The sequence below is a fragment of the Rhizobium sp. NZLR10 genome, from assembly GCF_019685125.1.
Taxonomy (GTDB): Bacteria; Pseudomonadota; Alphaproteobacteria; order Rhizobiales; family Rhizobiaceae; genus Rhizobium.
The window spans coordinates 101,526-124,711 of sequence record NZ_JABDWE010000006.1 but is presented as its reverse complement, the minus strand read 5'-3'; the positions used below and the strand labels follow the sequence as shown (position 1 = coordinate 124,711).

Annotated in this window: 20 protein-coding genes and 4 pseudogenes; 13 read left to right on the top strand and 11 right to left on the bottom strand. The window is 59.8% G+C overall.

Translation table 11 applies throughout. The features are described from left to right. Positions 1-127: 127 nt before the first annotated feature. Positions 128-220, top strand: a pseudogene (locus HJB82_RS11395) (ABC transporter ATP-binding protein); the annotation flags it as partial. 262 nt (positions 221-482) lie between these two features. On the opposite strand, the gene HJB82_RS11390 reads toward HJB82_RS11395, so the two are convergent. From HJB82_RS11390 to HJB82_RS11380, 3 genes and pseudogenes are all read right to left on the bottom strand, one after another. Beyond that, entirely contained in the window at positions 483-1,130 is a 648-nt protein-coding gene (locus HJB82_RS11390) for a hypothetical protein (RefSeq protein ID WP_221131854.1), read from the bottom strand. Between the two features lie 251 nt (positions 1,131-1,381). Beyond that, positions 1,382-1,528: pseudogene (locus HJB82_RS11385) on the bottom strand (DUF1778 domain-containing protein); the annotation flags it as partial. A 153-nt stretch (positions 1,529-1,681) separates the two neighbouring features. Further along, a complete protein-coding gene (locus HJB82_RS11380) occupies positions 1,682-3,778 on the bottom strand; it encodes a carboxy terminal-processing peptidase (RefSeq protein WP_221131853.1) in 2,097 nt (698 codons plus the stop codon). Between the two features lie 1,047 nt (positions 3,779-4,825). On the opposite strand from HJB82_RS11380, the gene HJB82_RS11375 reads away from it, so the two are divergent. The 4 genes from HJB82_RS11375 (at position 4,826) to HJB82_RS11360 (ending at position 7,339) form a co-directional block, all read left to right on the top strand. Next, complete coding sequence (locus HJB82_RS11375; protein WP_221115646.1) at positions 4,826-5,680, top strand: transglutaminase family protein; 855 nt, start codon at positions 4,826-4,828, stop codon at positions 5,678-5,680. 922 nt (positions 5,681-6,602) lie between these two features. Then, the gene (locus HJB82_RS11370; protein ID WP_207585536.1) at positions 6,603-6,746 is read left to right on the top strand and encodes a hypothetical protein; all 144 of its coding nucleotides are present in this window, start codon (positions 6,603-6,605) and stop codon (positions 6,744-6,746) included. A gap of 95 nt (positions 6,747-6,841) precedes the next feature. Then, the gene (locus HJB82_RS11365; RefSeq protein WP_207585535.1) at positions 6,842-7,063 is read left to right on the top strand and encodes a hypothetical protein; all 222 of its coding nucleotides are present in this window, start codon (positions 6,842-6,844) and stop codon (positions 7,061-7,063) included. 84 nt (positions 7,064-7,147) lie between these two features. Beyond that, positions 7,148-7,339 carry a hypothetical protein gene (locus tag HJB82_RS11360; RefSeq protein WP_207585534.1) on the top strand — a complete coding sequence of 64 codons (192 nt, stop codon included), beginning with the start codon at positions 7,148-7,150 and terminating at the stop codon, positions 7,337-7,339. A gap of 363 nt (positions 7,340-7,702) precedes the next feature. Here HJB82_RS11360 and HJB82_RS11355 read toward each other — a convergent pair. Next, positions 7,703-7,948: pseudogene (locus tag HJB82_RS11355) on the bottom strand (GntR family transcriptional regulator); the annotation flags it as partial. On the opposite strand from HJB82_RS11355, the pseudogene HJB82_RS11350 reads away from it, so the two are divergent. The 3 genes and pseudogenes from HJB82_RS11350 to HJB82_RS11340 all read left to right on the top strand — a co-directional run. Next, positions 7,947-8,150 (top strand): annotated as a pseudogene (locus HJB82_RS11350) (M20/M25/M40 family metallo-hydrolase); the annotation flags it as partial. The pseudogenes HJB82_RS11355 and HJB82_RS11350 overlap by 2 nt on opposite strands. A gap of 386 nt (positions 8,151-8,536) precedes the next feature. Next, on the top strand, positions 8,537-8,812 hold the full coding sequence (locus HJB82_RS11345) for a hypothetical protein (RefSeq protein ID WP_221139967.1): 276 nt from the start codon (positions 8,537-8,539) through the stop codon (positions 8,810-8,812). A 167-nt stretch (positions 8,813-8,979) separates the two neighbouring features. Further along, complete coding sequence (locus HJB82_RS11340) at positions 8,980-9,318, top strand: hypothetical protein (protein ID WP_221139966.1); 339 nt, start codon at positions 8,980-8,982, stop codon at positions 9,316-9,318. 382 nt (positions 9,319-9,700) lie between these two features. On the opposite strand, the gene HJB82_RS11335 is transcribed toward HJB82_RS11340, so the two are convergent. From HJB82_RS11335 to HJB82_RS11310, 6 genes are all read right to left on the bottom strand, one after another. Continuing rightward, positions 9,701-11,071, bottom strand: a complete 1,371-nt coding sequence (locus HJB82_RS11335; protein ID WP_221115644.1) for an alpha-glucosidase/alpha-galactosidase — start codon at positions 11,069-11,071, stop codon at positions 9,701-9,703. 22 nt (positions 11,072-11,093) lie between these two features. Then, a complete protein-coding gene (locus HJB82_RS11330; protein WP_221139965.1) occupies positions 11,094-12,761 on the bottom strand; it encodes an ABC transporter ATP-binding protein in 1,668 nt (555 codons plus the stop codon). Positions 12,762-12,771: 10 nt separating this feature from the next. Next, positions 12,772-13,911, bottom strand: a complete 1,140-nt coding sequence (locus HJB82_RS11325) for an ABC transporter permease (protein ID WP_221115642.1) — start codon at positions 13,909-13,911, stop codon at positions 12,772-12,774. A gap of 1 nt (position 13,912) precedes the next feature. Further along, positions 13,913-14,920: an ABC transporter permease gene (locus HJB82_RS11320; protein WP_207585529.1), complete on the bottom strand. Its 1,008-nt coding sequence runs from the start codon at positions 14,918-14,920 to the stop codon at positions 13,913-13,915. A 114-nt stretch (positions 14,921-15,034) separates the two neighbouring features. Beyond that, on the bottom strand, positions 15,035-17,125 hold the full coding sequence (locus tag HJB82_RS11315; RefSeq protein ID WP_207585528.1) for an ABC transporter substrate-binding protein: 2,091 nt from the start codon (positions 17,123-17,125) through the stop codon (positions 15,035-15,037). A 124-nt stretch (positions 17,126-17,249) separates the two neighbouring features. Continuing rightward, positions 17,250-18,716: an alpha-glucosidase/alpha-galactosidase gene (locus HJB82_RS11310; RefSeq protein ID WP_207585527.1), complete on the bottom strand. Its 1,467-nt coding sequence runs from the start codon at positions 18,714-18,716 to the stop codon at positions 17,250-17,252. Between the two features lie 245 nt (positions 18,717-18,961). On the opposite strand from HJB82_RS11310, the gene HJB82_RS11305 reads away from it, so the two are divergent. Further along, a complete protein-coding gene (locus HJB82_RS11305; RefSeq protein ID WP_207585624.1) occupies positions 18,962-19,804 on the top strand; it encodes an AraC family transcriptional regulator in 843 nt (280 codons plus the stop codon). Between the two features lie 24 nt (positions 19,805-19,828). Here the strand turns inward: HJB82_RS11305 and HJB82_RS11300 are convergent, their stop codons facing one another. After that, positions 19,829-20,890, bottom strand: a complete 1,062-nt coding sequence (locus HJB82_RS11300; protein WP_221139964.1) for a class I SAM-dependent methyltransferase — start codon at positions 20,888-20,890, stop codon at positions 19,829-19,831. Between the two features lie 259 nt (positions 20,891-21,149). Here HJB82_RS11300 and HJB82_RS11295 point away from each other — a divergent pair, with 259 nt between their 5' ends. From HJB82_RS11295 to HJB82_RS11280, 4 genes are all read left to right on the top strand, one after another. After that, on the top strand, positions 21,150-21,467 hold the full coding sequence (locus tag HJB82_RS11295; protein WP_221139963.1) for a helix-turn-helix transcriptional regulator: 318 nt from the start codon (positions 21,150-21,152) through the stop codon (positions 21,465-21,467). 3 nt (positions 21,468-21,470) lie between these two features. Next, positions 21,471-21,731: a hypothetical protein gene (locus HJB82_RS11290; protein WP_221115721.1), complete on the top strand. Its 261-nt coding sequence runs from the start codon at positions 21,471-21,473 to the stop codon at positions 21,729-21,731. Positions 21,732-21,740: 9 nt separating this feature from the next. After that, the gene (locus HJB82_RS11285; protein ID WP_164012659.1) at positions 21,741-21,980 is read left to right on the top strand and encodes a hypothetical protein; all 240 of its coding nucleotides are present in this window, start codon (positions 21,741-21,743) and stop codon (positions 21,978-21,980) included. A gap of 225 nt (positions 21,981-22,205) precedes the next feature. Further along, complete coding sequence (locus HJB82_RS11280; protein WP_221139962.1) at positions 22,206-23,186, top strand: HlyD family secretion protein; 981 nt, start codon at positions 22,206-22,208, stop codon at positions 23,184-23,186.

The window sequence follows — 23,186 nt, the reverse complement described above, 5'->3', positions numbered from 1 at the left end:
TTATGCCCGGAAATTCCGCCCGGAAAAAGGGAAAAAACACGCTTCGCCAAAAGGCGGCAGCGCGCGCTCCCACCGGTCGCGGCGGCCGATTGTCGAATTGAGATCTCGCAACCCGACCATCAGCATCATGGATGAGATCGTCGAACGGGGCCAGGCCCGCCCCGTGCTGGATAACCCGCAGCATCCCTACTCGCGCGCGCTCAAGGAGGCGGCGCTGTAGGCTCATCCCACGGCGCTTTGGTGTAGGCATCCGGTGAAGACCGCGGTCCTCAGCTTAAATGTTTGGCCGTGATGCGGCGACTGCTCTTGCAGCTTTATTGCAACGCTCAGACACCTGTATACGAAAGCCCTATTTGCTTGGTCGCAAACTTTGTAGAGATACCGAGCGATGTCTTCAACAGAAGCACCTTGGCGGCTGTTGTTCTCGCAGGTGGCCAGGGTTCGACCTGTTCCGGGCGTTTTCTACAATTCCATGGCAACCGCTAACGATTAAGCTCGTCGAAAAAAGCAACGATTGGCTCACAATCAGCGCGAAGAAGAGCGAGTCCGTTTATCGCACGGTCGGAAACGGGGACGAAGCTCTGGGCGAAGTAGGACCAGTTGTAAAACTGGTCCCCGCCACCCTTCTTGACCACGAGCACTGCGTGAAACGCGACCTGGTAGTCGGTGGAACCACCGCCGTTTGTAAACGGTGTCTGCATCCTCAAACCCGCCAATTCAGCCCGTTGTGTGACTGCCTTGTACCGCCGGGGATAAGCCTCGGCCACCTGCACGCAATAGGGATGTGAACCGGCGACCGCGAGTGCACGCCACTCCACAATCTTGATGTTGAGGGCAGACCAAAGAAATAGGCCGGCAATCGGTCCAGCAACTGACGACACGACCACCATGTGTAGCAGTTTGACCGTCCTCGGGCTATCGATCCGGCCTGGCGCCAGCGCAAGGATCGGCAGATCGACCAGCCCAGCCAGCAATATAAACAACCAGATGGCGAAACCAAACTGATCCGTCACCGATACCATTAGAGCAACAACCAGACTCATCCCGAAGTGCACAGCGACGGCTCGCTTCATTAAGCGAGAAGCCGGTTGATCCAGAATAAGTGCACCGGCCGAAATGGCAAAAGCCACAAGCGGACCCGAAAACCACAACAGACACATAAGGACAGCGGGGAGGTCCCAACTGTAGTACGCGATCGGGTGGACTGACCATAGAAAAATCCCTGCCATCAAGGAGCACCAGCCGCAGAGCAGGATTAGGCGGAGTACCGGCAATGGTCTCGAAGGTGTCGACACGGAGGATGCGGTCATGTTTCTTTGACCAGATTTTGCATTTGCGATTTCGAACGTCAGAGGGGACGTCGCGGTGCTGGCGGCGGATTTCAGTTTGGCGATGTAGGCTCATCCCACGGCGCTTTGGTCGACATGGTCCGTTTCAGGCAGTCATTGGGCTGCGCTGGCGCGTCGAGGTATTCGGCATAAATTTCGGGGCTGACCGTGAATGTGGTCCGCTCGAGCAGCACTTCCGGACTTTTGTTCGTGGGTGAGGAAGGCATGGGAAACTCCAGTCTGGGCACGACAGAGCGTAACGACGTCATCTTACAAGTATTGTAAAGATATCATCGCTACGCAATCCGTCACGTGCGCAACGGCGCGGCGCTGTCGTCGGTCTGACGATTTCCCTATTGTTTTGTGACTGCCCTTACCCCGCCTTGCTGCAGATCCACCGCGTCGGCAAGAATGTCGGCGGTCTCGTTGAGCAGCACGTCTTTTGCGTTCTTGCGGGCATTTTCGATGGCGATATCGGCGCTCAGGCTGCGCTCGCCTGACTCCAGGCCATCATCGTCACCGGGATCGTCGCCACCGCTTTCCTGCGCACGAGCCTTGAACCGTTCGGCGCGCGCCGTCGCTTCCTTGCGACGTTCGGCTTCATTCAGGGAAACAATCCCCTTCTCGCGCTGCGCCTTCAGGTCGGCAATGTCCTTCAACAGGCGCTGGAAATCCGGATCGCCCTTCACCCGCGCATCATGGCGGCTTTGCAATGTCGGCAGCAGTTTCGCAAGCGCCTCGTCGCGCGAGTATTTCGCAGGCTTGATCTCAGCCCATGGCAGGGCATTGTCATAACTGGTCTCGCCGAAGCTTGTCGGATCGGACAGTCCCGGCAGGCTGATATCCGGCGTCACGCCACGCAGCTGCGTCGTGCCGCCATTGACCCGGAAAAACTGGGCGATCGTCACTTTCAGCTCGCCGAATTCGGGTTTGCTATTGTGAACCACCTGGTCGAGATCGACGACGGTCTGCACCGTGCCCTTGCCGAAGCTCGGTTCGCCGACAATCACGCCTCGACCGTAATCCTGGATTGCCGCGGCAAAAATCTCCGAAGCCGAGGCCGAGCCGCGATTGATCAGCACACCCATCGGGCCTGCCCAGACAGGCTCTGGGAAATCCGAATCCTTGACCTCGATCTTGCCGTTGCCGGCACGCTGCTGAACGACCGGGCCATTGCCGATGAAGAGGCCGGTCAGATCAATCGCCTCATCCAATGAACCACCGCCATTGTTGCGCAGGTCCATCAGAACGCTGTCGACATTCTCTTCTTTCAGCTCGCCGAGAAGCTTGGCGACATCGCGGCTTGCACTTTTATAATCCTTGTCGCCTTTGCCCTTGGCTTCGAAATCCTCATAGAAGACCGGCAGGGTAATGATCCCGATTTTTCGCTCGATATCGCCCACTTTCACCGACAGCACAGTCTTCCGGGCAGCCTGCTTATCGAGACTGATTTTATCTCGCACCAGGTTGACGACGCGATGTGTGGCATCGGCGCCGGCATCGGCCGGCAGAATGTCCAGCCGCACGACGGAGCCTTTTTTGCCGCGGATCATCTGCACGACTTCATCAAGGCGCGTTCCCACAACTTCCTTGATCGCCCCATCCTTGCCCTGGCCAACGCCGGTGATGCGGTCTCCGACGGCGAGCTTGCCGGAAAGCTGCGCCGGCCCGCCGGGCACGAGTTCACGGATCGTCGTGTAATCGTCGCGCTCCTGCAGCACCGCGCCGATCCCGAACAGCGACAGCTTCATCGAGACATTGAAATCGGCGGAAGCGGCCGCGCCGAAATAATCCGTGTGCGGATCGACCGAGTTTGAATAGGCATCCATGAACGACTGGAAAACGTCGTCGCTTTTGAATTTGTAAACGCGCTCGAGCGTGTTGTCATACCGCTTGTCAAGCGTGTCGCGAATAGCCGCATCGGTTTTGCCGCCGAGCTTCAGCCGCAGCCAATCGCTCTTGACGCGCTTGCGCCACAGCTCATCGCTCTCGGCTTGCGACTGCGGCCAGGGCGCCTTTTCGCGCAGCACCGAATAGTCTTCCTTTGTACTGAAATCGAAACCCTGCTTCAGCAGGCCGCGCGCATAGGTCATCCGATCGACAACGCGCTGTTCATAGGCGTTGAAAATCGCAAACGGGATCTTCAAATCCTTCCGTTCGATCGCATCGTCGATCTCGCTGCGGTCAGCCATGAACTTGTCGATGTCGGCCTGCTGGAAGAGCATGCGGTCCGGATCAAGCGACTTGATGAACTGATCCATGACCCTCGCCGACAAGGCGTCGTCGAGCGGAACCGGCTTGTAGCTATAGCGCGAGAGAAATTGTGCGCTCAACTGAGCAGCTTGCGCCTGTCGCTCCAGCGGCGCCAAAACCGGCGGCGATGCGACTTCAGCAGAGGCGGACTGTACGATTGCAAGAAATGCACCGAGAAAAACGAAAGCTATGCGCATGCAGCGTTGATCCAATTCTTCATGCCGAGGGTGGATGTGTGATCTAAGTGAGGCAATTGTGGTTTTTTGGCAAGCAGGAGGCAAATTGGATTAGTCTGCGAGGCCTGAGAAAAATGGCCCGGCACGATCGATCGCGAGAAAGTGCTCCGCGTCAATCCGCTGGACGGGTGATCGATACGTCTTCGAAACTTCCTGCATTTTCTCGGATTCGAAGAACCAGTGGGACCACAGCAAGCGGATCGGGCGGCGGATATATCTCGCTAGTGCAGTCGGATCGAGCCTGGAGGAAGTGAGGGGTTTCGCAAAATTCCCGCCGCCAGCTCTTGGCACGATGCCCATCGCCCGCGCCGATACTGTGTTTAGACGAGAGCCTGTTGGCTGCGCACCGAGCCAGCGGTCAGGTTAATTAACCGTGCAATTGTGTCGGAGAACGGTCGCAAGGCTAATATCTCCGTGCGGCCGACAAGACGAAGGGTCAGCAGTCTGCAACGCACCAGAATCGGTATGGTTGCTGCGCCGTACAATATGCAGCACTCCGGGTCTATCGCGGGAAAAGAATGTTCACCCACCTAAGAATGTGCTGCATATCATTGGACCGCGCAGCATGTTAGAAGGGCTGCGACTCCGGAAAGGAGCACGCATGCCGCTGGACATTCTTCCCAATCGTTTCGAAATATGGCCGGCGACAATGCCATCATGGTTATGGGCAACGGCTCCTCCAAGCAGGCCGTCGTCGTGACCAAGGCGGCACTCAAAGATGCTCCGCCTGCCCCCATAGTTTACGGCTCAGTTCCGCTACCCGACCTCGCCACGATCGGAGCGATTGCCAGCTCAAAATTCGACAAAGGCATGATCGCCGTCGATGGCCGGATTTGGGTCACAGCAGAGGATCTTCGAGAGGGGCGACGTGTAATTGGATAGGATCGGCCGCGCGTGGGGAGCGCCATGGCCACGATCGCGCCCGCAACGCGAGAACCCGGTTGCGGGTGCCGTTTCGATAGCGCATGCCTTCGCTGAACGGAACGATCTTGCGTTCGGGAGACCACAATGAAACTTCAGATCAAGCATCGAACGAGCTACCGTTACGCGCGACCCGTCTGGCTGCTTGCACACCGATTGATGCTGTCGCCCCGAACCGCCCAACAGCTGCGGACCTTGTCTTTCGGGATCGACTGCTCTGCCCGGGGATCGATCGACTGGGCGCAGGACGTCTTCGGCAACACAATAGCCACGGTGACGTTTTCTGAACAAACCTCGGAGTTGACGATCTCCAGTGATGCCGTTGTCGAGCAGACCGCCGATCCGTGGCCTGTTTTCAATATCGACATTTCGGCCCACACCTATCCCTTCACCTATTCAAGCGAAGACAAGACCGACCTTGGCGCATTTGCTGTTGCGACATCTTCCCGTGGCGCGGTGTCGGATTGGGCAGGAGCGTTCGTGCGCAGCCGCCCGACCGACACGCTGTCACTCCTCAAGGATTTGAACGCCGGCATTCTCACAAATGTCACCTACCGTATCCGAGATGAAGAAGGCACGCAGTCGCCCGAACAAACACTGGAACTCGCAAGCGGCTCATGCAGGGACATTGCGGCGCTCTTCATCGAGGCGGTGCGCTGCCTGGGCTTCGGTGCCCGTGCTGTCTCCGGCTATCTCTACGACCCTCAGGCCTCGGTCGATGACGGCGGATCAACGCATGCCTGGGCGGAAGTCTATCTTCCCGGAGCAGGCTGGATCGCGTTTGATCCCACCCACCGACGGGTGGGAGCAGCCTGTCTCATTCCCGTGGCGTTTGCTCGCAACAATGGCCAGATCATGCCTGTGACCGGCGGATATGCTGGAACGCCGGAAGATTTCGTGGAAATGGACGTGTCGGTCAAGGTCATCGAGATACGAGAATAGCGTGGGAAATGGGCGCTCGGCTGCCCTATTCCTTTCAAATCATCGACCCGTTTAAGAGATTTCGAAATTGAAACTATTGCGTATCTGAAATACGCGAAAGTTACATCATGTTTATCTCGTCGGCGAAAACATAGATAAAACGCGTGGCCACCGCCAGGCGCAGGCCGGCAAATTGGTCCATCTCACGCGCGGTATCTACGTCGGCGCGGCCGTCAGCCGAAGCGGACAATCCGCTATGCAAAACGAAACAACTGTTGATCGCTCCTTAGGCATAGCACGCCCTCTGATCGTGTCTTTGAGAAACTTCCAGCCGGCGGACCAATATCCGGTATCAGTCTGGCTAGCGATGCAAAATCCCCTAGTCGGCACGCATTCTTTTCATTTGCTTTGCCGCCTCAAGAGGCGCACGGTCCGAACTTCAGTAAGCCATGTTCAGGGCGCTGCTGTTTTAGGGTCACCATACCCTAGCCCCGACTGAAAGGAGGACGTTATGTCTTCCAACATTTCCCTTCGGTTCCTGACGGCCATGGATCGCAACATTCGTCGGGAAGTGCGCTTCCGCAGGCACCGCTGCTAGGCTTTCGATTTTGAGCCTGGCGGAGCGTTTGAGTACCGGTTGGGCCGCTCGGAAAAGACAATCATCCCTCTCAGCATCGCGCATCATCAATCTGCTATCCGCGGTTTGCCCGTGGCAATCTGCAGACCGCGCATTAACGCCCTACGTGACTGACTTCTCACCATGGGCGTGTGAATATGCACAAGCAGATTTTGGTTCAACGTGGACACCCGCGCGCTCGGCATGGCTGTAGGTGAGATGGGCCTACCCTTCGCCGTTCCGTGCTTTAGCAGTTTCACACTGCGTTCCCAAGACCTTGGTCGACACCGCCAGCTTGCTCTCTTCCAACCATCAGGAAAGGCTCCAATGTCCAAGACATCAATGCTCTATTTATGGAAGAGCACATCAGTCTATCTTAGCCGGTTTCGATACATCGAATTCCTGATCAAGTCGGCCCCTGCTTTCAGCCTAGCCTTCATCGCTTACGTCGCACTGATCCACCCTCGCTGAACGACGCGCGACTGCTTCAGGCACCGAGCAAGATCTGCCTAACCGATGTTGGTTCTGTTTCGACGCAGACCTCATCTCAACCAAGGAGTTTTTCTATGCCTTCCGATGAAGCAGCACCGATCCGCCGAACAATTCGCATGTTTCCCGCCGAGAAGACTGCCTTTACCGAGATTGCGTTCACTAAGATTGTGGCCACGGAAAAAGGGGGGCAGGATGAGAAATCAGCGTTGCTCAAAGCCCTAAGGATCAGCCGATTGCAGGTGATACATCTCAGCGACAACGAGCAGGGCCAAGACCCGAGCAAATTCCCCCACTAACCGTTCACAAGTGGCTATCGCCCACAAATCTTCGCGGGTGAAAATCCCCGCCGAAAGACTAACTCACTCTCAAAGGAGATACCCATGATCGAATTTAAATCGTCGGACGGTAACGCCGAAAGATCAGCAGAAATCGACCTGCACCTTAAAAAACTGGATGCCGAAATGGCGTCGCCGAATATCAAGGAGATAAGGCACGCTGAACTCAACGCGCTTTATCGCCAGCTAAGCGCCGAAAGAGTCTTGCTTACCTCGGCAATGGGTTCAAAGCATTGACGATTAACCTGGCGCCAGGCCCGCTTAGGTGAGACCAGCCAAATTCCTGCTTTGGGAAAGTGCCGATAGGCGCTCTCCAACATGGCATGACCGACCCTATTGATCTTGCGGGTAAACCGGAAACGCGCCTTGGCCAGGCGGGGTCGAACTTCGCAGCCTTGGCGATATTGCTGGATCGACCTCGACCGACCAAGTGCCGGACGAGAAGCTTTCGACAGTACGGATGGCGAGCAGAAGGGCGCGGACAGATCGCTGATAAAGTTACGCTTGGGACACGGATCGCGGTTATCGGAGTCTTGCGCATAATGGTGCCTCGCAAGATGGAACTCGCCACCGGCCGCTCCCCCGGCGAAAAACGCCCCATCACCGATGCACGGCCGCGAGCGCAATTCCGTCGGCGACTTCCTGGCAGCGATCGGTCAAATTGGCGGTCGCCACACGCAGGTGGCTACTCGGCAGAACCGAGAATTTCGCTCCCGGATGAACCGCGATGCCCCTCGCCGCGAGTGTGACCAGCGCAAATGGTTCCGAGGACACTGGGATCCAGGCGCAAAGACCACCGCCATGGGCGGTCTCGACGCCGCGCTCGGCGAGCGCATTGATGAGTGACAAGGTGACGACCTGCCCTCTCATACCCGGCAGTGAAGACTTCTCACATTTCCTCGAGCACAAACCTGGCGCCTTTCTGCGTCTCGGTAATGGTGTCAACTCGGCGATCCTGCATAGCGCCAAATATGACTTCGCGGACGAAAGTCTGACGGCAGGTGCTGCCATGTGGGCGCGGTTGACCGAACGCTACCTCGACGAATAGGCTGCCTTTCGAAAGCGCATTGCGCTCGCAAAGCTCTCACTCAAGGCGCGACAAATCGAACGACTAAACTAAGCGCTCCTAGCATTATCTGTGGGAAACTCATACAACCACGGCAACAAGTTCGAAGCGGAGGTGGAAAAGCTCGCGCAGGCACTCGCGCTCATCGATGACGGCGATCCTAGGCAGGCGGAAGCCGGCGTCCGTGCCCTCGGGGAGCTACTCGGCTTCACCGCGACAAGGCCCGACAATGACGGAGACACCGGACCCGACGTGTTGTGGCGCGATGACGCGAATCCGCGCCAGTTCGGTTTCGAATTGAAGACGGACAAAAATGATCCGGCGACCTATTTCAAGAAAGACATTTCGCAGGGTCATGACCATCTCGGATGGCGCAGACCTATCCCGGCCACACCATCCTCGGCCTCGCCTTTGTCGGTCCGGCGGGCAAGGCGCATGCCCAGGCCAACCCCTCGGCCGACATGAGCCTGTGTCTGCCATCGGCCCTGGCGGCGCTGCGCGACGAACTGCTGGCGCTGATCGAGGATCTGCGCAAGCACACGCCGATGGAGCGCCTCATCGCGATTGCAAAGGAGACGGAAAAAGATCGCTGGGATATCGAATCCCTGCTGGCGCGTATCGATCCAAAACCCATGAGCAAATGAAACCACGCTGTCCGCCCGCGCTGGTCCGCGACAGGATGTTGCGCGGGGGAAATCGGCATTGCCTTTGAATTTCTCGGGCATCCCGGAAGTAGCGGTAGATTTTGTTCGCGGTCGGTCATCATAGCAAATGCCAAGGTCACGCGCCCGCGAAACCCAGCCTTCGATGTATGAGGAAACGCCCGATCATCCGCCGACCGCTTCGCCGCCAGTCTTTGGCTGCCGAGCGGATCGGTCTTTCGATCGAAAGCCATTGCCGAGCGATGGCGGCAGAGCTTGAGATCGAACCCGCCGCGCCGCGCCAATCCATCAGAATTCCGATAAAAAGCGTAAGCCTTGTTGAATTCCTGATCGGCCCGGCCGCCGGCCCCGCGCAGCAGAATTGTGGGCAGCGGCACGCCCGACCGGTCGACTTTGCTACCTCTTCCCGCACGGGCGCTTTATGGCTGCGCCACCGCAACGTGAGCGGAAATTATTGCCGATCGACCGAGGGGTTGACTGAGGCCTAAAGCCAGGGCTCAAAGGTGGCATCCACGGTCGCTCGCGGCGGGAAAACATAGGGAATTATAAGGTTTTTCGCTACGCCATTGAAATCATGTGAGAATCCAGCTTCCCCAGCCAAATCTCCCTAAATTCCCTTGATTGCTTGATTTTCCAGTCGTGCCGTCGACCTGACCGTTGGCCGTGAAGCCCTTCCTGGCGACGTCGTGCGGTCCTTGATGTCGGCCCCATGAACCGCATTCCCAGGCGCACCGCGTCGGATACGCGATCAGATCGCCACAGCGCGTCGCCGTCGGTTCCTCAACCGGTCGCTGTACCCGGCGTCCGCAAAAAACCCCGCGGTTGTTGCAACACCGCGGGGCTCTTTGACGCCTGACCAGGGAGAGTAGGTCAGGCAGCCTTGACTTTACTGGATGTGCGGGCCCATTCGGGCAGCCAGTTGCCGTGGGTGGCGAGCAGGTCGTCGACCAGCGACCAGATCTGGTCGAGGTCGAGTTCGGCCGCCGTGTGCGGGTCCATCATCGCGGCGTGGTAGATGTGCTCGCGATTTTCGGTCATCAGCGCCTGCACCGTCAGTTCCTGGACGTTGATATTGGTGCGGATCAGCGCGGTCAGCTGCGGCGGCAGGTCGCCGATGAAGGTCGGCTGGATGCCGGAGGCATCGACCAGGCAGGGCACTTCGGCGGCGCAGTTGTTCGGCAGCGAGGTGATGCAGCCATTGTTGCGGACATTGCCGTAGATCACCGAGGGTTCGCCGGTCCAGACCGAGTTGATGATCGAGGAAGCATATTCCTTCGACGGCTGAACCTCGATCTTGTCGGCGCTGCGATAGGCCTCCGCCTGGCCCTTCCAGCGCTCGATCTGCTCGATGCAGCGTTTTGGATATTCATCAAGCGGAATGCCGAATTTCTCGATCAGGTCCTCGCGACCCTCCTTGATGAAATAGGGCGTGTATTCGGCAAAATGCTCCGAGCTTTCGGTAACGAAATAGCCAAGACGCGTCAGCATTTCGTAGCGCACCTTGTTCGGGCAGCGCGGGTTCCAGCCGGGCTTCGGCGCCCTGCCCTCGCGATAGGCGCGCAGCAGATCGGGATAGAGGTTGCGGTAGGAACCATCGGCCTGGCGATGCTCGAATTTGAGATAGAAGGCCATGTGGTTGATGCCGGCCGCCCGGTAACGGATTTCCTCGTAGGGAATGTCGAGGTCATGGGCCAGCTCCATCGCCGTGCCCTGCACCGAATGGCAGAGGCCGACCTGGCGAATGGTCGGGTATTTCTCCGATATCGCCCAGGTGTTGATCGCCATCGGGTTGACATATTGCAGCATGATCGCCTCGGGGCAGATGGCGAGCATGTCCTCGCAGATCTTCCAGAGATGCGGCACGGTGCGAAGCCCGCGCATGATGCCGCCGACGCCGAGCGTATCGGCAATCGTCTGGCGCAGCCCGTATTTCTTCGGCACTTCGAAGTCGGTGACGGTGCAGGGTTCATAGCCGCCGATCTGGAAGGCGACGACGACGAAATCGGCGCCGGCAAGCGCCTTGCGTTGGTCGGAATAGGTCTCGGCCTTGGCCTTGACGCCGAGCGTCGAGATCAGCTTGTTGACGACGACGGCGCTTTCTTCCAACCGTTGCGGATTGAGATCCATCAAGGCGATCGTCGCACCCGACAGGGCCGGACGCTGCAACACGTCGCCGACGATGTTCTTCATGAAAACGGTGGAGCCTGCTCCGATGAATGTGATTTTGGGATTTGCTGCCATTATAACCTCCGGCATTCGATAGTCATGCTACCTCGAAAGCGGCTTTGACGAGCCGTTCGGTGTAGGCGGTCTTGGGATGGGATAGTACTTCGTTGACGGGACCCTCTTCGACGATCTTGCCATGCTGCATAACGATGACGCGATGGCAGAGGGCTCTGACGACCTTGAGATCGTGGGAGATGAAGAGGTAGCTCAGGCCGCGCTCGTCCTGCAGCTTGCGCAGCAGTTCGATGATCTGCGCCTGGACGGAAAGGTCGAGTGCGGATGTCGGCTCGTCGAGCAGGATGAATTCCGGCTCGAGCGCGATGGCGCGGGCAATGGCGATGCGCTGGCGCTGGCCGCCGGAAAATTCATGCGGGAAACGCGACAGGATATTGCCGGGCATGCCGGCTGCAATCAGTGCCTCGCGCACCCGGTCCTGCCGTTCGGCCCGGGTGGCGCCCAGCCGGTTGACGACGAGGCCTTCCTCGATGATCTGGCCGATCGTCATGCGCGGGTTGAGGGATGAGAACGGGTCCTGGAACACCACCTGCATGCGGGCCCGGAATGGCCGCATCCCGGCCCTGGAAAGCCCGTGGATCGGTTGATGGTCGAAGTGGATCTCGCCGCTGTCGGGCGTGTTCAGCCGCAGGATCGCCTGGCCGAATGTCGTCTTGCCGGAGCCGGATTCGCCGACGAGACCGAGCGTCTCGTGACGGCGCAGCGTCAGGCTCAGGCTGTCGACGGCGACAAGCTCGCGCATCGCCGGCTTGAAGAAGGTGCCGTGGCGCATCATGAAGGAGACGCGCACGCCCTTGGCATCGAGGATGACATCCGATCCCTCCGGCAGCGGATTGGCCTGGCCGCGCGGCTCGGAGGCAAGCAGATGCCTGGTATAGGCGTGCTGCGGATTGGCAAACAGGGCTTCGGTGGTGTTGTGCTCGCGCACTTCGCCATGCTGCATCACATAGACGTAATCCGAAAACTGCCGCACCACGGTCAGGTCGTGGGTGATGAGGATGACGGCCATCCCCATTTCCTTCTGCAGGTTGCGGATCAGGTTGAGGATCTGCGCCTGCACGGTAACGTCGAGCGCCGTCGTCGGCTCGTCGGCGATCAAGACATCCGGATCGTTGGCAAGCGCCATGGCGATCATTACGCGCTGGCGCTGGCCGCCGGAAAGCTGATGCGGATATTGCATCAGCCGCGCGGCCGGATCGGGGATCTGCACATGTTCGAGCAGTTCGAGCGCACGTTTTTGCGCGTCCCGTTTGCTGATCCGGCGATGGACGCGGATCGCCTCGACGATCTGGCTGCCGATCGTATAGATCGGGTTCAGCGAGCTCATGGGCTCTTGGAAGATCATCGAGATGCGGTCGCCGCGCAGCTTGCGGCGGGCCCGCTCGGAAAATGTCAGGATATTGCTTCCGTCATAGGCGACCGTCGATTTCTCCGAAACCACGGCGCGCTTCGACAGCAGCCCCATCACCGTTCGCGCCGTCACCGATTTGCCGGAGCCGGATTCGCCGACGATGGCGATCGTCTCGCCGCGATAGAGTTGGAAGGAGACGTCCTTGACGGCTTCGACCATGCCGTCTTCGACCTTGAAATTCACCGCCACATTGCGGGCGTCGATGATCGGTGTGTCCGAGCGGCCGTCATGGTCATGGCGGACGGATGGGGCGAAGGAATTGACCAGTGCAAGAGCCATATCAATCACCTCAATAAGGATCGACTGCATCGCGCAGTCCATCGCCCAGCGCATTGAAGGCGAAGACGGTGACGAGCACGAAGCCGACGGGGGAGAGAATCCAGGGATAGGAGCCGATGACAGAATAGGTCGCGGTATCCTGCAGCATCAGCCCCCAGGAGATCAGCGGCGGCTTGACGGCAAAGCCGAGGAAGCCGAGGAAGGATTCCAGCAGCACCACGCTCGGTATGGCGAGCGTCACCGCGACGATGACGTGGCTCATCACGTTCGGGAAGATGTGCTGCAGGATGATGCGCCGGTCGGTGGCGCCGACGGCCATCGCCGCCCGGACATAATCGATGCGGGCAAGCGCCAGGGTCTTGCCGCGCACCTCGCGCGACATCTGCGCCCAGCCGAGCGCCGACATCACGACGATGACGAAACCAAGGAAGACATTGGTCGGCGCCGTCACCGGGATCAGCGAGGTCAGCGCCAGATAGAGTGGCAATTGCGGAAAGGCGAGCACCAGCTCGACGAAGCGCTGCAGCCAGACATCGAAGGTGCCGCCGAAATAGCCGGAGACCATGCCGACGGTCGTGCCGATGACGGTGACGATGAAGACGACGGTGAGCGCGATGGTCAGCGAGATGCGCGAGCCGATGATGGCGCGCGACAGCACATCGCGGCCGAACTTGTCGGTGCCGAGGAAATGCACCGGCTCGCCATCGGTCGAGCCGAAGAAGTGGCGGTCAGCCGGGATCAGGCCGAAAAGCTGGTATTCGGCGCCCTTGACGAAGAAGCCGAGCAGCCGCGGATTGTCGTAATCGACGCCGACGATCGGCTGGAAGGTGACCGGGTCGAGCGCATCGGAATCGGCCAGGCCATAGACGCGCGGCTGGAAGACGAAATTGCCGTCCTTGTCGTGAAAGCTCATCATCTGCGGCGGCGCAAAGCCGACATCGGTCGCCTTGGGGTCCATCGGCGCGACGAAATCGGCAAAGACCGCCATGAAGAGCAACAGCCCGACGAGGATAAGCCCGGCCATGCCGGTCCAGGAACGCCGCAGCCGGCGCCAGACCAGGGCGATATAGCTCTCATGGCCACGCGATGGCTTGTTGACCGAAGGTTCGGTCGTTGTCGGCGGTGGCGGCGAGGAGTCGAAAGCCAGCATCTCAGGCTCCTTGAAATTGGCGGACACGCGGGTCGAGCAGCGCCAGCAGCAGGTCGGCAATGATGTTGCCGACGATCAGCGTCGCCGACAGCACCATCATGAAGGTGGCGGTGACATAGACGTCGCCGATCGCCATCGAGCCGACGATCGCCGGGCCGACGGTCGGCAGCGCGAAGATGATGGCGGTTTCGATCTCGCCGGTCAGCATGTAGGGCAGCACGACGCCCTGGTACATTACCAATGGATGAAGCGCATTGGGCACCGCATGGCGCATCACCACCGCCGCGCCGGAGAGCCCCTTGGCCTTGGCCGTCTCGACATATTGGGCGTTCAGCGTGTCGAGCAGATTGCCGCGCATCACCCGCATATTGTAGGCGAGCCCGCCGAAGGTGGCGATCGCCACGACCGGCCAGACATGATGGACGAGATCGACGAATTTCGCCCACGACCAAGGCGCTCCGCCATATTGCGGCGAGAAGAAACTGCCGATTTCGGCAACGTTGAATTGGAAGACCAGCAGATAGACGATGATCAGCGCCATCAGGAACCGCGGCACCGTCATGCCGAGGAAGGAAATCGCCGAAAGCGTGCTGTCGATCCAGCTGTATTGCCGCGTCGCCGCCCAGATGCCGAAGCCGATGCCGAGCACCGAAGCGAGGATGTGGCAGACAAGCGCCAGAAGCAGGGTCCGCGGCAGCCGCTCTGCGACGACGTCGGCGACCGGCTTGTTGTAGAACATGCTGTAGCCGAAATCCCCGCGGGTGACGATGCCGCCGATCCAGTTGACGTATTGGACGACCATCGGTTTATCCAAACCGTGTTCGACCCGGTAGGCCTGGGCCTGCTCTTCGGCCTGGGCATAGGATGCGCCGCCCTGGTTGATCAGCTGGGATCTTATATAATCGGCATAGTCACCGGGCGGGGCCTGGATGATCGCGAAAGTCACCACGCTCAGAATGAACAGGACGGGGATCGCGGAAGCTATGCGCACGAGCAGGAATCGTAACATCGGACGGTCCGCTTTTCCTTGCCGCCAGTCGCTCCTTGTCAGCGCGGCCGGCTTGTTGGTCATATCAGGCCGCGCGCCACGCGCGGCCTGAATCTCGCTTCAGCTGGGAGGGAACTAGTTCTTAACAGGGCCCTTGTCGCCAGGCTTGCCGGGCAGCTGTTCTGGGAACAGCTCGTATTTGCCCTGCTTGTCGGCGGCCACCCACAGGCGTTCGCGGATCACCGAATCTTCAGCCCAGTTGAACATGAAGATCGGCGTGCCCTGCGGCACATTCGAGAACCGCTTGTTGATGATCAGGGCGCCAGGATATTCCGTCAGACCCACGGTGTTGACGTGCTCTGTCGAGATCTTCTGGTACTGTTTCATCAGCGCAACGCGGGCATCATTGTCCGGGCTGGTCGTGAACTTGGCGACGACATCGTTCAGTTCCTTTTCGAACGGCATCAGATCGAGCTGATCGTCCTTGCCGGCGCGATGGTGCCAGCTGGTGCGTGGACCGATCGGCGCAAGCTGCTCGGTATTCTGCACCACCGACGACAGTTCCGTCGTGTTGCGCTGGATCAGCCAGTCGAAACGGCCGCCATAATGCGCGTCGTCACGCTTCGGGCCGTCGAGCGCATTGATGACGATCTTCAGACCGAGCTTCTCCATCTGAGCGACGACACCTTCGGCAAGGCTCTTGTCGGTCGTGTACTGATTGTTGATCAGCATGACGATTTCGACATCCTTGCCGCCGAGCGTGCCGGCCGGGAAGTTCACGATGCCGTTGCCATCGGTATCCTTGAGGCCTGCCTTGGCGAGTTCCGCCTTGGCGCCCTTGAGATCAAAGGGATAGTAGACGGTGGAGTTGCGGTCGTAAAAGCTGGTGCCGGAGGAGAGCCCGCCCGCATAGATCGCGGTGAACGGTCCCTTGACCAGCGAGTCGCCGATCGCCTTGCGATCGAGCGCCATGGTGACGGCCTTGCGGAAATCCTCGTTGCGGTTCAGCTCGCGGATCGCCTGGCCGCGTTCGTCCGGGTTGCCCCAGCCGTTGGCGGAGAAGTTCATGCGCAAGTTATAGCCGATGAGGCGCGGACCGAAAGCCAGGCGGGCCGGCGCGGTCTTTTCTGCGGCGCGCTTCAGCGACGCGACGAAGTTTTCCGGCTGCTCGAGGTTGGAGATATCGGCGGCCCCGGCCACGGCCTGAACGTCGCGGTCGGCCCAGGTCGAGAGCTTATAGTGCAGCTCGTTCAGATAGGGCAGCTGATTGCCCTTCTCGTCGACCTTCCAGTAATAGGGGTTGCGGCGCATGACGATGATGTCGTCGGAACGATATTCCACAGGCACCCAGGCGCCCATGACCGGTATGTTCATGAACTCCGGCGGGAAGGCGTTCTTGAACTGGTCGTAGGTGTTCTTCGAATATTTCGGATGTTGGGGTTTGAGGATATGCGATGGACCCGGGCAGAAGTTCGGGTAGGACATCGTGTAGAGATATTGCTTCGGGAAGGCTTCCTTGAAGGTCCATTCGACGGTGTAGTCGTCGATCTTCTTCAACGTCGTGCCGACGCCGAAAGCCTCAGGCGAGGCGCCGCCGCCGAGCGGCGAGACGTTCGGATCGACGACTTCGTCATCCCAGTAGAACATGATGTCGTCGGCATTGAACGGCGCGCCGTCCGACCATTTGGCGCCTTCGACCAGGTGCATGGTCAGCTTGTGGCCGTCTGTGGACCAATCCCAGCTCTTGGCAAGGTTCGGCAACGGCTCGGTGTCCTTGGCTTCTACCTGGAACAGCGGCGCGGTGCGGGTCAGGCACTCGGAGAGACCGATATCGATGCCGCCCCAGCCCTGCGTCTGGCCGGCGCCGTAGTTCCAGCCTTCCGGCCGGCCGCCGATGACGTGGCGCATCGTATCGCCGTAGACACCGATACCATCAGGCATATTGCCTGTCTTGAAGACCATCGGCTCCTTCGGCAGGCGATCCTTGACCGGCGGCAGCTTGCCGGCTGAGACGAAATTCTTCGTGACCCAGTCGGGCTCGTGATATTCGGGCAGCGCCTTGAACTCCAGGATGGAGTCGCGCGCCACATATTTGATCTTGCCTTCGGCCGGGAAGTCCGCCGGCGCCGGCGGAACGGTGGCCTCGGAGGCGTATGCATTCAGCGCCAGGACTGAGACGCCAAGCGCCAGTCCGGCCAGAATGCCAAGGTTGCGGAATTTCATCATCGTTTCTCCCTCTTGTTCCGGAGCGCGGGGCACGCGGCTCCTTTTCCTCAAACGGCATGAAAGCGGGCCGGCGGCCCAAGGATTTCCCTCCCGGAAATCCATGGCGACCCCTCTTTCACGAAAATCAGACGGCCTGTTTCAGCGCCGCCTTTTCCGCGCGCAGCTCCTCGATCGAGCGAACGTTGCGGCGTGCGGCACCCGCCCAGTCGCGGGTCTGCACCTTGGATTTCGACAGCCGCTCCTTGGCGGCCGGCACGGCATCGGCATATTGCGGCAACCAGCGCGCCTGGGCAACGACCATTTCGTCGACCATCTGCCAGACTTCCTCAGGCGTCGACACGGCGCCGACCAGCGGATCGTGCAGCACGGCAAGCTTCAGAAGATCGATGTCGCCGGATATGGCGGCATGTACCGACATGCGCTGGACGTTGATCGAGGCGATGCAGGTGGCCGCACAGGCTTCCGGCAGGGTGACGCCCGAGACCATGTTGATGCCGAAGCGGTCGACGAAGCCCGGCGATTCGATGATCGCATCGGATGGCAGGTTGGTGATGACGCCGTTGTTCTTGACGTTGAAATGGCCGCGATAGACCCGGTTCGTCTCCAGCGCCTCGAGAATGTGGCTGGCATGTTCGTTCGAGCGCTTGGTAGGGTCGAGCGGCTTTCCGGCGGATTCCAGGAATTGCGGGAATTCGGTCTCGAACCAGTTGCGGGTTTCGGTGGAATGGCGGAGATAACCGCCGGTCTCGCCGTGTATCCAGTCGGACATATCGATCCAGCGGGTGATTTCCTCCGGCCGCTTGCGGTACCAGGGCAGGTATTCCGAAAGATGGCCGTTGCTCTCGGTGGAATAGACGCCGAAACGCTTCAGCACGTCGATGCGCAGCTTCTCCTGCTGCGAATAGACCGGATGCGCCTCGAAGGCGGCGACCAGCTCGTCCTTGCCGATCTTGCGGCCGTTGAGGCGCAGGTCGATGAACCAGGTCTGATGGTTGATGCCGGAGCAGACATAGTCGAGCTCACCAAGCGACTTGGCGCCGAGCACCTCGGCAATCTGTTCGGCGCCGTGCTGGACGCCGTGGCAGAGGCCGACGGTATCGACCTTGCCATATTCGATCGCCGCCCAGGTGTTCATCGCCATCGGGTTGGCATAGTTCAGGAATTTCGCGCCGGGCTCGGCGACCTCTCTGATATCCTTGCAGAAATCGAGGATAACCGGGATGTTGCGCTGGCCGTAAAGGATGCCGCCGGCGCAGATCGTATCGCCGACGCATTGATCGATGCCGTACTTCAACGGGATGCGGATATCGTCGGCATAGGCCTCGAGCCCGCCGACCCGCACGCAGCTGATGATATAACGGGCGCCGGACAGCGCCTGGCGCCGGTCGGTCGTCGCCGTCACCTTGGTCGGCAAACCGTTCGCTTCGACGATCCGGTCGAGGATCGCCTTGATCATCTCGAGATTATGCTCGCTGAGATCGGTCAGCGCGAATTCGACGTCGCGAAACTCGGGAACGCACAATATGTCGGTGAACAGCTTCTTGGTGAAACCGACGCTGCCCGCACCGATGATAGCGATTTTGAAACTCATGATCTTCACCTCGACCCAATCAAATGCTACAGAAAAGATGGTTATGGAGGATCAGCCCTCATGCCGGAACATGAGGCTGAAAAAGCCGAAAAACTGCCTGTTTTCCTCCCGGCCGCTCCATCGGCCGTGGTCTCTTCCCTGTTTGTCGAGCGGGATTATGCCCGAAATCAGCAGGGCTGCCAGAGAAGGATTATGCTTTCAGGGGTAATTTTGTGCTGCAGAATTTGATTGCCAACGGACAGTCGATGAGGACGGTTTCGCTGCCCCGCGGCCGGGAGCGATTGCATGCGATGCCGACGAGCTCCGGCTATGAAGTGCGCGAGAACGAGCCCTATGACTGGGATGGCCGAAGGCGCGGCCAGACCCCCTTCACCGTGCTGCAGCACACGATCAGCGGCACCGGCCGGCTGCGCTACCAGAACCGCAATTATCGTCTTCAGGGTGGCGACACACTGCTGGTGCTGGTGCCGCACAATCATCGATACTGGCTGGAGAAGGGCGACCGCTGGGAATATTTCTGGATTTCGATGAATGGCGAGGAAACGCTGCGCATCCACCAAATGGTGCTGTCCACCGCCGGGCCGGTGCTGAAACTGCAGCCTTCGACCATCGATCATCTCGCCGATTGCAGCCTGCGCCTCGTCACCGGTGCGACGTCGCCGGGGGCTGCCTCGGCGATTGCCTATGAAGCGGCGATGGCGCTCTACGACGACGTCTTCGGCTCGCCGGCGTTTGCCGCCGAGCTCAGCCTGATGCAGCCGGTGATCGACCATATCAATGCCAATCTCGAAAAGCCGCTGCCGGTCAGCGACCTCGCCGGCATCGTCGGCCTCAGCCGCGCGCATTTCTCCCGCAGCTTCGCCGAGAGCGAGGGCATGCCGCCGGCCGAATTCGTGCTGCAGCAGCGGCTGCAGCGCGCCGTCAAGCTTCTGACCAAGGCGGACTTTCTGCCGGTCAAGGAAGTCGCCATCATGTGCGGCTTCGAGGATCCGAACTATTTCTCCAAGGTCTTCCGCCGGGTCTACGGCACCAACCCGACGGAATTCCGCACCACCGGCATGTATGCCAGCATCGGCAAGCTGCGATAGCGGCCGCCAGCTAGGCCAATTCCGTCAGGCCCGCACCTCGAACACCATGTTGAACGGCGTTTCCGTCGCACGACGGAAATGCGTGAACCCGGCGTCGAGCGCCACCTTTCGAAGCTTCATTTCGCCTGCCTGCGCGCCAAGCCCCAGCCCCACCTCCTGCGAGAGCGATGCCGGCGTGCAGATCATCGTCGAGGCGCCGTAATAGACGCGGCCGACGGGATTGAGATTGTCCTTGAGATGGTCATGGGCAAAGGGCTCGACGATCAGCCACGTGCCGTTCGGCCCGAGCGTTTCCTTGACGTGCTGGCCGGCGCCGACCGGATCGCCCATGTCGTGAAGGCAGTCGAACATGGCAACCATGTCATAACCGCGCCCGGGAAATTCCGCTGCTCGGGCCCGCTCGAACGTCACACGGTCGGCGACGCCGGCATCCTCGGCGGCGGCCCTGGCCTTTTCGATCGACGGGCCGTGATAATCGAAGCCGGTAAAGCGGGAGGCGGGATAGGCCTGCGCCATCAGGATGGTCGATGCCCCGTGACCGCAACCGACGTCGGCGACGCTGGCGCCGGCCTTGAGCTTTTCTTCCACCCCGGCAAGGGCTGGAATCCATTCGGCGACGAGATGGCTGTTATAGCCTGGACGAAAGAACCGCTCGGTTCCCCTGAACAGACAGGTGCTGTGCTCATGCCAGCCGAGACCCTTGCCGGTGCGGAAGGCGTCGGCGACCTTGGGCTCGTCCATCCACATCGATTGCACGACCTCGAAGGCGCCGACGAAGAAGGCCGGGCTGTTTTCCTCGGCAAAGACCATCGCCTGCTCCGGCGTCAGGCTGAAACGATCGGTTTTTTCGTCATAGCTGACATAGTCCGCTGCTGCCTGGGCGCTGAGCCATTCCCTGACATAGCGCTCCTTCACTCCGGTTTTTGCAGAAAGTTGCTGGACGGTCATCGGCGTTCCGTCGGCCATCGCCTTGAACAGCCCCACCTTGTCGCCCAGCACGACCAAGGCGCCCGACATGGCGGCGCCGACATCGCCGACAAGCCGGCCGACGAGTGCATCGAGTTTCTGCATATCTGGCTCACGCATTGTTTCCTCCCGAGCGCGTGATTAAGGGACTTCAAAATTAGACTTTAATAATATTCCGTCAATCACCTTCCCTTTCAGCGGACGCGCGGCCGTATTAGAGGTCGAAAGTTTCCGGGAGATTTCACCGGAAACGACGTGTCTACCGGAGATCTCAACTTGCGCGAGAAAACGAACTGATGAGGCCCTGCGCGTGTTTCGTCATTGCCTGGTCCGGAATCTCCCCGAGGCAGAAACACACTTTTGATGTAGGGTTATCATTATGTCTCTATCTTCCGCTCAATGCCGCGCCGCCCGCGCCCTCTTGGCCTGGTCGCAGGACGATCTCTCGTCAGCCGCAAACGTCGCCAAGGCGACGATCGCCAATTTCGAGGCCGGCAAACGCTCTCCCTATGACCGAACCCTCCAGGATATGAAGCACGCCCTGGAAGGCGGCGGCGTCGTTTTCATCCCTGAAAACGGTGGAGGAGCCGGCGTTCGCCTTGCAAAACGTGCAAATTCGATCGACACCAACGAGACCGAAACGGTTCAATATGAAGAATATCTCGAAAACGACGCACCGGCTGGTGCGGGTGGCTGAATGATGACAAAGAAGCAGAAGCTCGAACACTCGGAACTGGCCGGAGAATTCACCGATGACGGGATCACCGTGCTCGTCGATATCTTCCGCACATCCGGCAGCAATGAAGACTGGACGATGGAAGTCGTCACGCAGTCGGAAGATCTGATCCGTTGGGACGAACCATTTGCCACCGACCGGGAAGCTTTTGACGAATTCCTGGCCGTCGTCGCGCGGGACGGCCTTCGATCGTTTCTCGAAGATGACGAGCCGTCTGTCCATTAAGGAAAATTCGTGAAAAGCATCAATGATCTCGTCGCCTCGGCAAAAACCGTCAGCGACCGATACCGGGCCGGACGGATGGAGCGCGAGACCGTGCGCGAATGGGTTCTCGGACTTGGCGCCTATCCATCGCCGCACGGAGACCGTGTGCGCGAAGCGGTGGAATGGTTCCGCCTGCACAATCGCGAGCCTGTTTCCGACGACATCGTGCTCGTGGACATCGACCGGCTCAAAGCAATTTCAGCGCCGTGATCCTCTCCGCTGCATTTACACATACAGCGCCAAGCTGATGGAGCTCTGCACGACCGGCATGTATACCGGCATCGGAAAGTTCGATCGCCCCGAAAAGCGGAGGGCGCCGTCTATTGCCGCATCACGGTTTGACATCGATTGAGCGAACGGCAATGTTGCTTTCAGGCTCCTCGCTCTGCCCGGGCAGACGTCGCGACGGTATGGAATTTTCTTAAGGAATATTCGATGACAGCGACCAAAATTCTCCGACCGGTCATTGTTATAGCGGTTCTTGCAGCTCTCGGCATTCTGCTCTGGTTTGCGACCCGCCCGCCGCCGCTGGTCGTCCAGGGGGAGGTCTCCGCCAACCGCGTCGACATCAGCCCGCGTGTCTCCGGCCGCATCGCCAAACTCATTGTCGACGTCGGCGATAATGTCGAGGCCAGCACGGTGATCGCCGAGCTCGAAAGCCCGGAGCTGACAGCGGCGCTGCACATGGCTCAAGCCGCCCTTGCTGTTTCCGAGGCGGATCTTACCCGCGTCAACAGCACACGCCCTGAGACGATCGATGCTGCGAATGCCGAGCTTGCCGCCGCGACTGCCGATGTCACGCTCTATCAGGAAGAATCTACGCGCCAGGCAAGGCTGATTACCACAGGCGCCTCGACACAGGCGCAGGTCGACCAAACGGCCCGCAATCTCGAAGCGGCGATCCGCAAGCGGGAATCCGCCGAGGCCAATGTGCGGCTGGCCGTTGCCGGCTCCAGCAAAGAGGAGAAGGCGCTTGCCGCCGCGCAGGTGGAGCAGGCGCGCGCCTCGCTCAATCAGCAGCAGGTCAACGTTTCCGAGCTGACCATCCATGCGCCGATCTCCGGTCAGGTGACAACAAGGGTTGCCGAACTCGGCGAGAATTTCAGCGCCGGCGCACCGCTCTTTTCGATCATCGACATCCGGAATCCCTGGTTCACCTTCAATCTGCGCGAAGACCTGCTGAAGGGCCGGAAGATCGACGACGGTTTCGACATCGTCGTACCGGCGATCGGCCCGGACAGGATCGCGGTCAAGGTCACCATGATCAATACGCAGGGGCAATATGCCACCTGGCGGGCGACACGGGCGACCGGCGATTTCGATCTCCGGACATTCGAGGTGCGCGCCGTCCCTGTAAAATCCGTGGACGGCCTGCGCCCCGGCATGAGCGCCATCGCCGCCTGGTCGGAGCGTTGA

Excerpts from the sequence above, each read along its gene's own strand:
- HJB82_RS11380 (WP_221131853.1), bottom strand. The coding sequence starts at position 3,778 with ATGCGCATAGCTTTCGTTTTTCTCGGTGCATTTCTTGCAATCGTACAG.
- HJB82_RS11375 (WP_221115646.1), top strand. The coding sequence starts at position 4,826 with ATGAAACTTCAGATCAAGCATCGAACGAGCTACCGTTACGCGCGACCC.
- HJB82_RS11370 (WP_207585536.1), top strand. The coding sequence starts at position 6,603 with ATGTCCAAGACATCAATGCTCTATTTATGGAAGAGCACATCAGTCTAT.
- HJB82_RS11365 (WP_207585535.1), top strand. The coding sequence starts at position 6,842 with ATGCCTTCCGATGAAGCAGCACCGATCCGCCGAACAATTCGCATGTTT.
- HJB82_RS11360 (WP_207585534.1), top strand. The coding sequence starts at position 7,148 with ATGATCGAATTTAAATCGTCGGACGGTAACGCCGAAAGATCAGCAGAA.
- HJB82_RS11345 (WP_221139967.1), top strand. The coding sequence starts at position 8,537 with ATGGCGCAGACCTATCCCGGCCACACCATCCTCGGCCTCGCCTTTGTC.
- HJB82_RS11340 (WP_221139966.1), top strand. The coding sequence starts at position 8,980 with ATGAGGAAACGCCCGATCATCCGCCGACCGCTTCGCCGCCAGTCTTTG.
- HJB82_RS11335 (WP_221115644.1), bottom strand. The coding sequence starts at position 11,071 with ATGGCAGCAAATCCCAAAATCACATTCATCGGAGCAGGCTCCACCGTT.
- HJB82_RS11330 (WP_221139965.1), bottom strand. The coding sequence starts at position 12,761 with ATGGCTCTTGCACTGGTCAATTCCTTCGCCCCATCCGTCCGCCATGAC.
- HJB82_RS11325 (WP_221115642.1), bottom strand. The coding sequence starts at position 13,911 with ATGCTGGCTTTCGACTCCTCGCCGCCACCGCCGACAACGACCGAACCT.
- HJB82_RS11320 (WP_207585529.1), bottom strand. The coding sequence starts at position 14,920 with ATGTTACGATTCCTGCTCGTGCGCATAGCTTCCGCGATCCCCGTCCTG.
- HJB82_RS11315 (WP_207585528.1), bottom strand. The coding sequence starts at position 17,125 with ATGATGAAATTCCGCAACCTTGGCATTCTGGCCGGACTGGCGCTTGGC.
- HJB82_RS11310 (WP_207585527.1), bottom strand. The coding sequence starts at position 18,716 with ATGAGTTTCAAAATCGCTATCATCGGTGCGGGCAGCGTCGGTTTCACC.
- HJB82_RS11305 (WP_207585624.1), top strand. The coding sequence starts at position 18,962 with ATGAGGACGGTTTCGCTGCCCCGCGGCCGGGAGCGATTGCATGCGATG.
- HJB82_RS11300 (WP_221139964.1), bottom strand. The coding sequence starts at position 20,890 with ATGCGTGAGCCAGATATGCAGAAACTCGATGCACTCGTCGGCCGGCTT.
- HJB82_RS11295 (WP_221139963.1), top strand. The coding sequence starts at position 21,150 with ATGTCTCTATCTTCCGCTCAATGCCGCGCCGCCCGCGCCCTCTTGGCC.
- HJB82_RS11290 (WP_221115721.1), top strand. The coding sequence starts at position 21,471 with ATGACAAAGAAGCAGAAGCTCGAACACTCGGAACTGGCCGGAGAATTC.
- HJB82_RS11280 (WP_221139962.1), top strand. The coding sequence starts at position 22,206 with ATGACAGCGACCAAAATTCTCCGACCGGTCATTGTTATAGCGGTTCTT.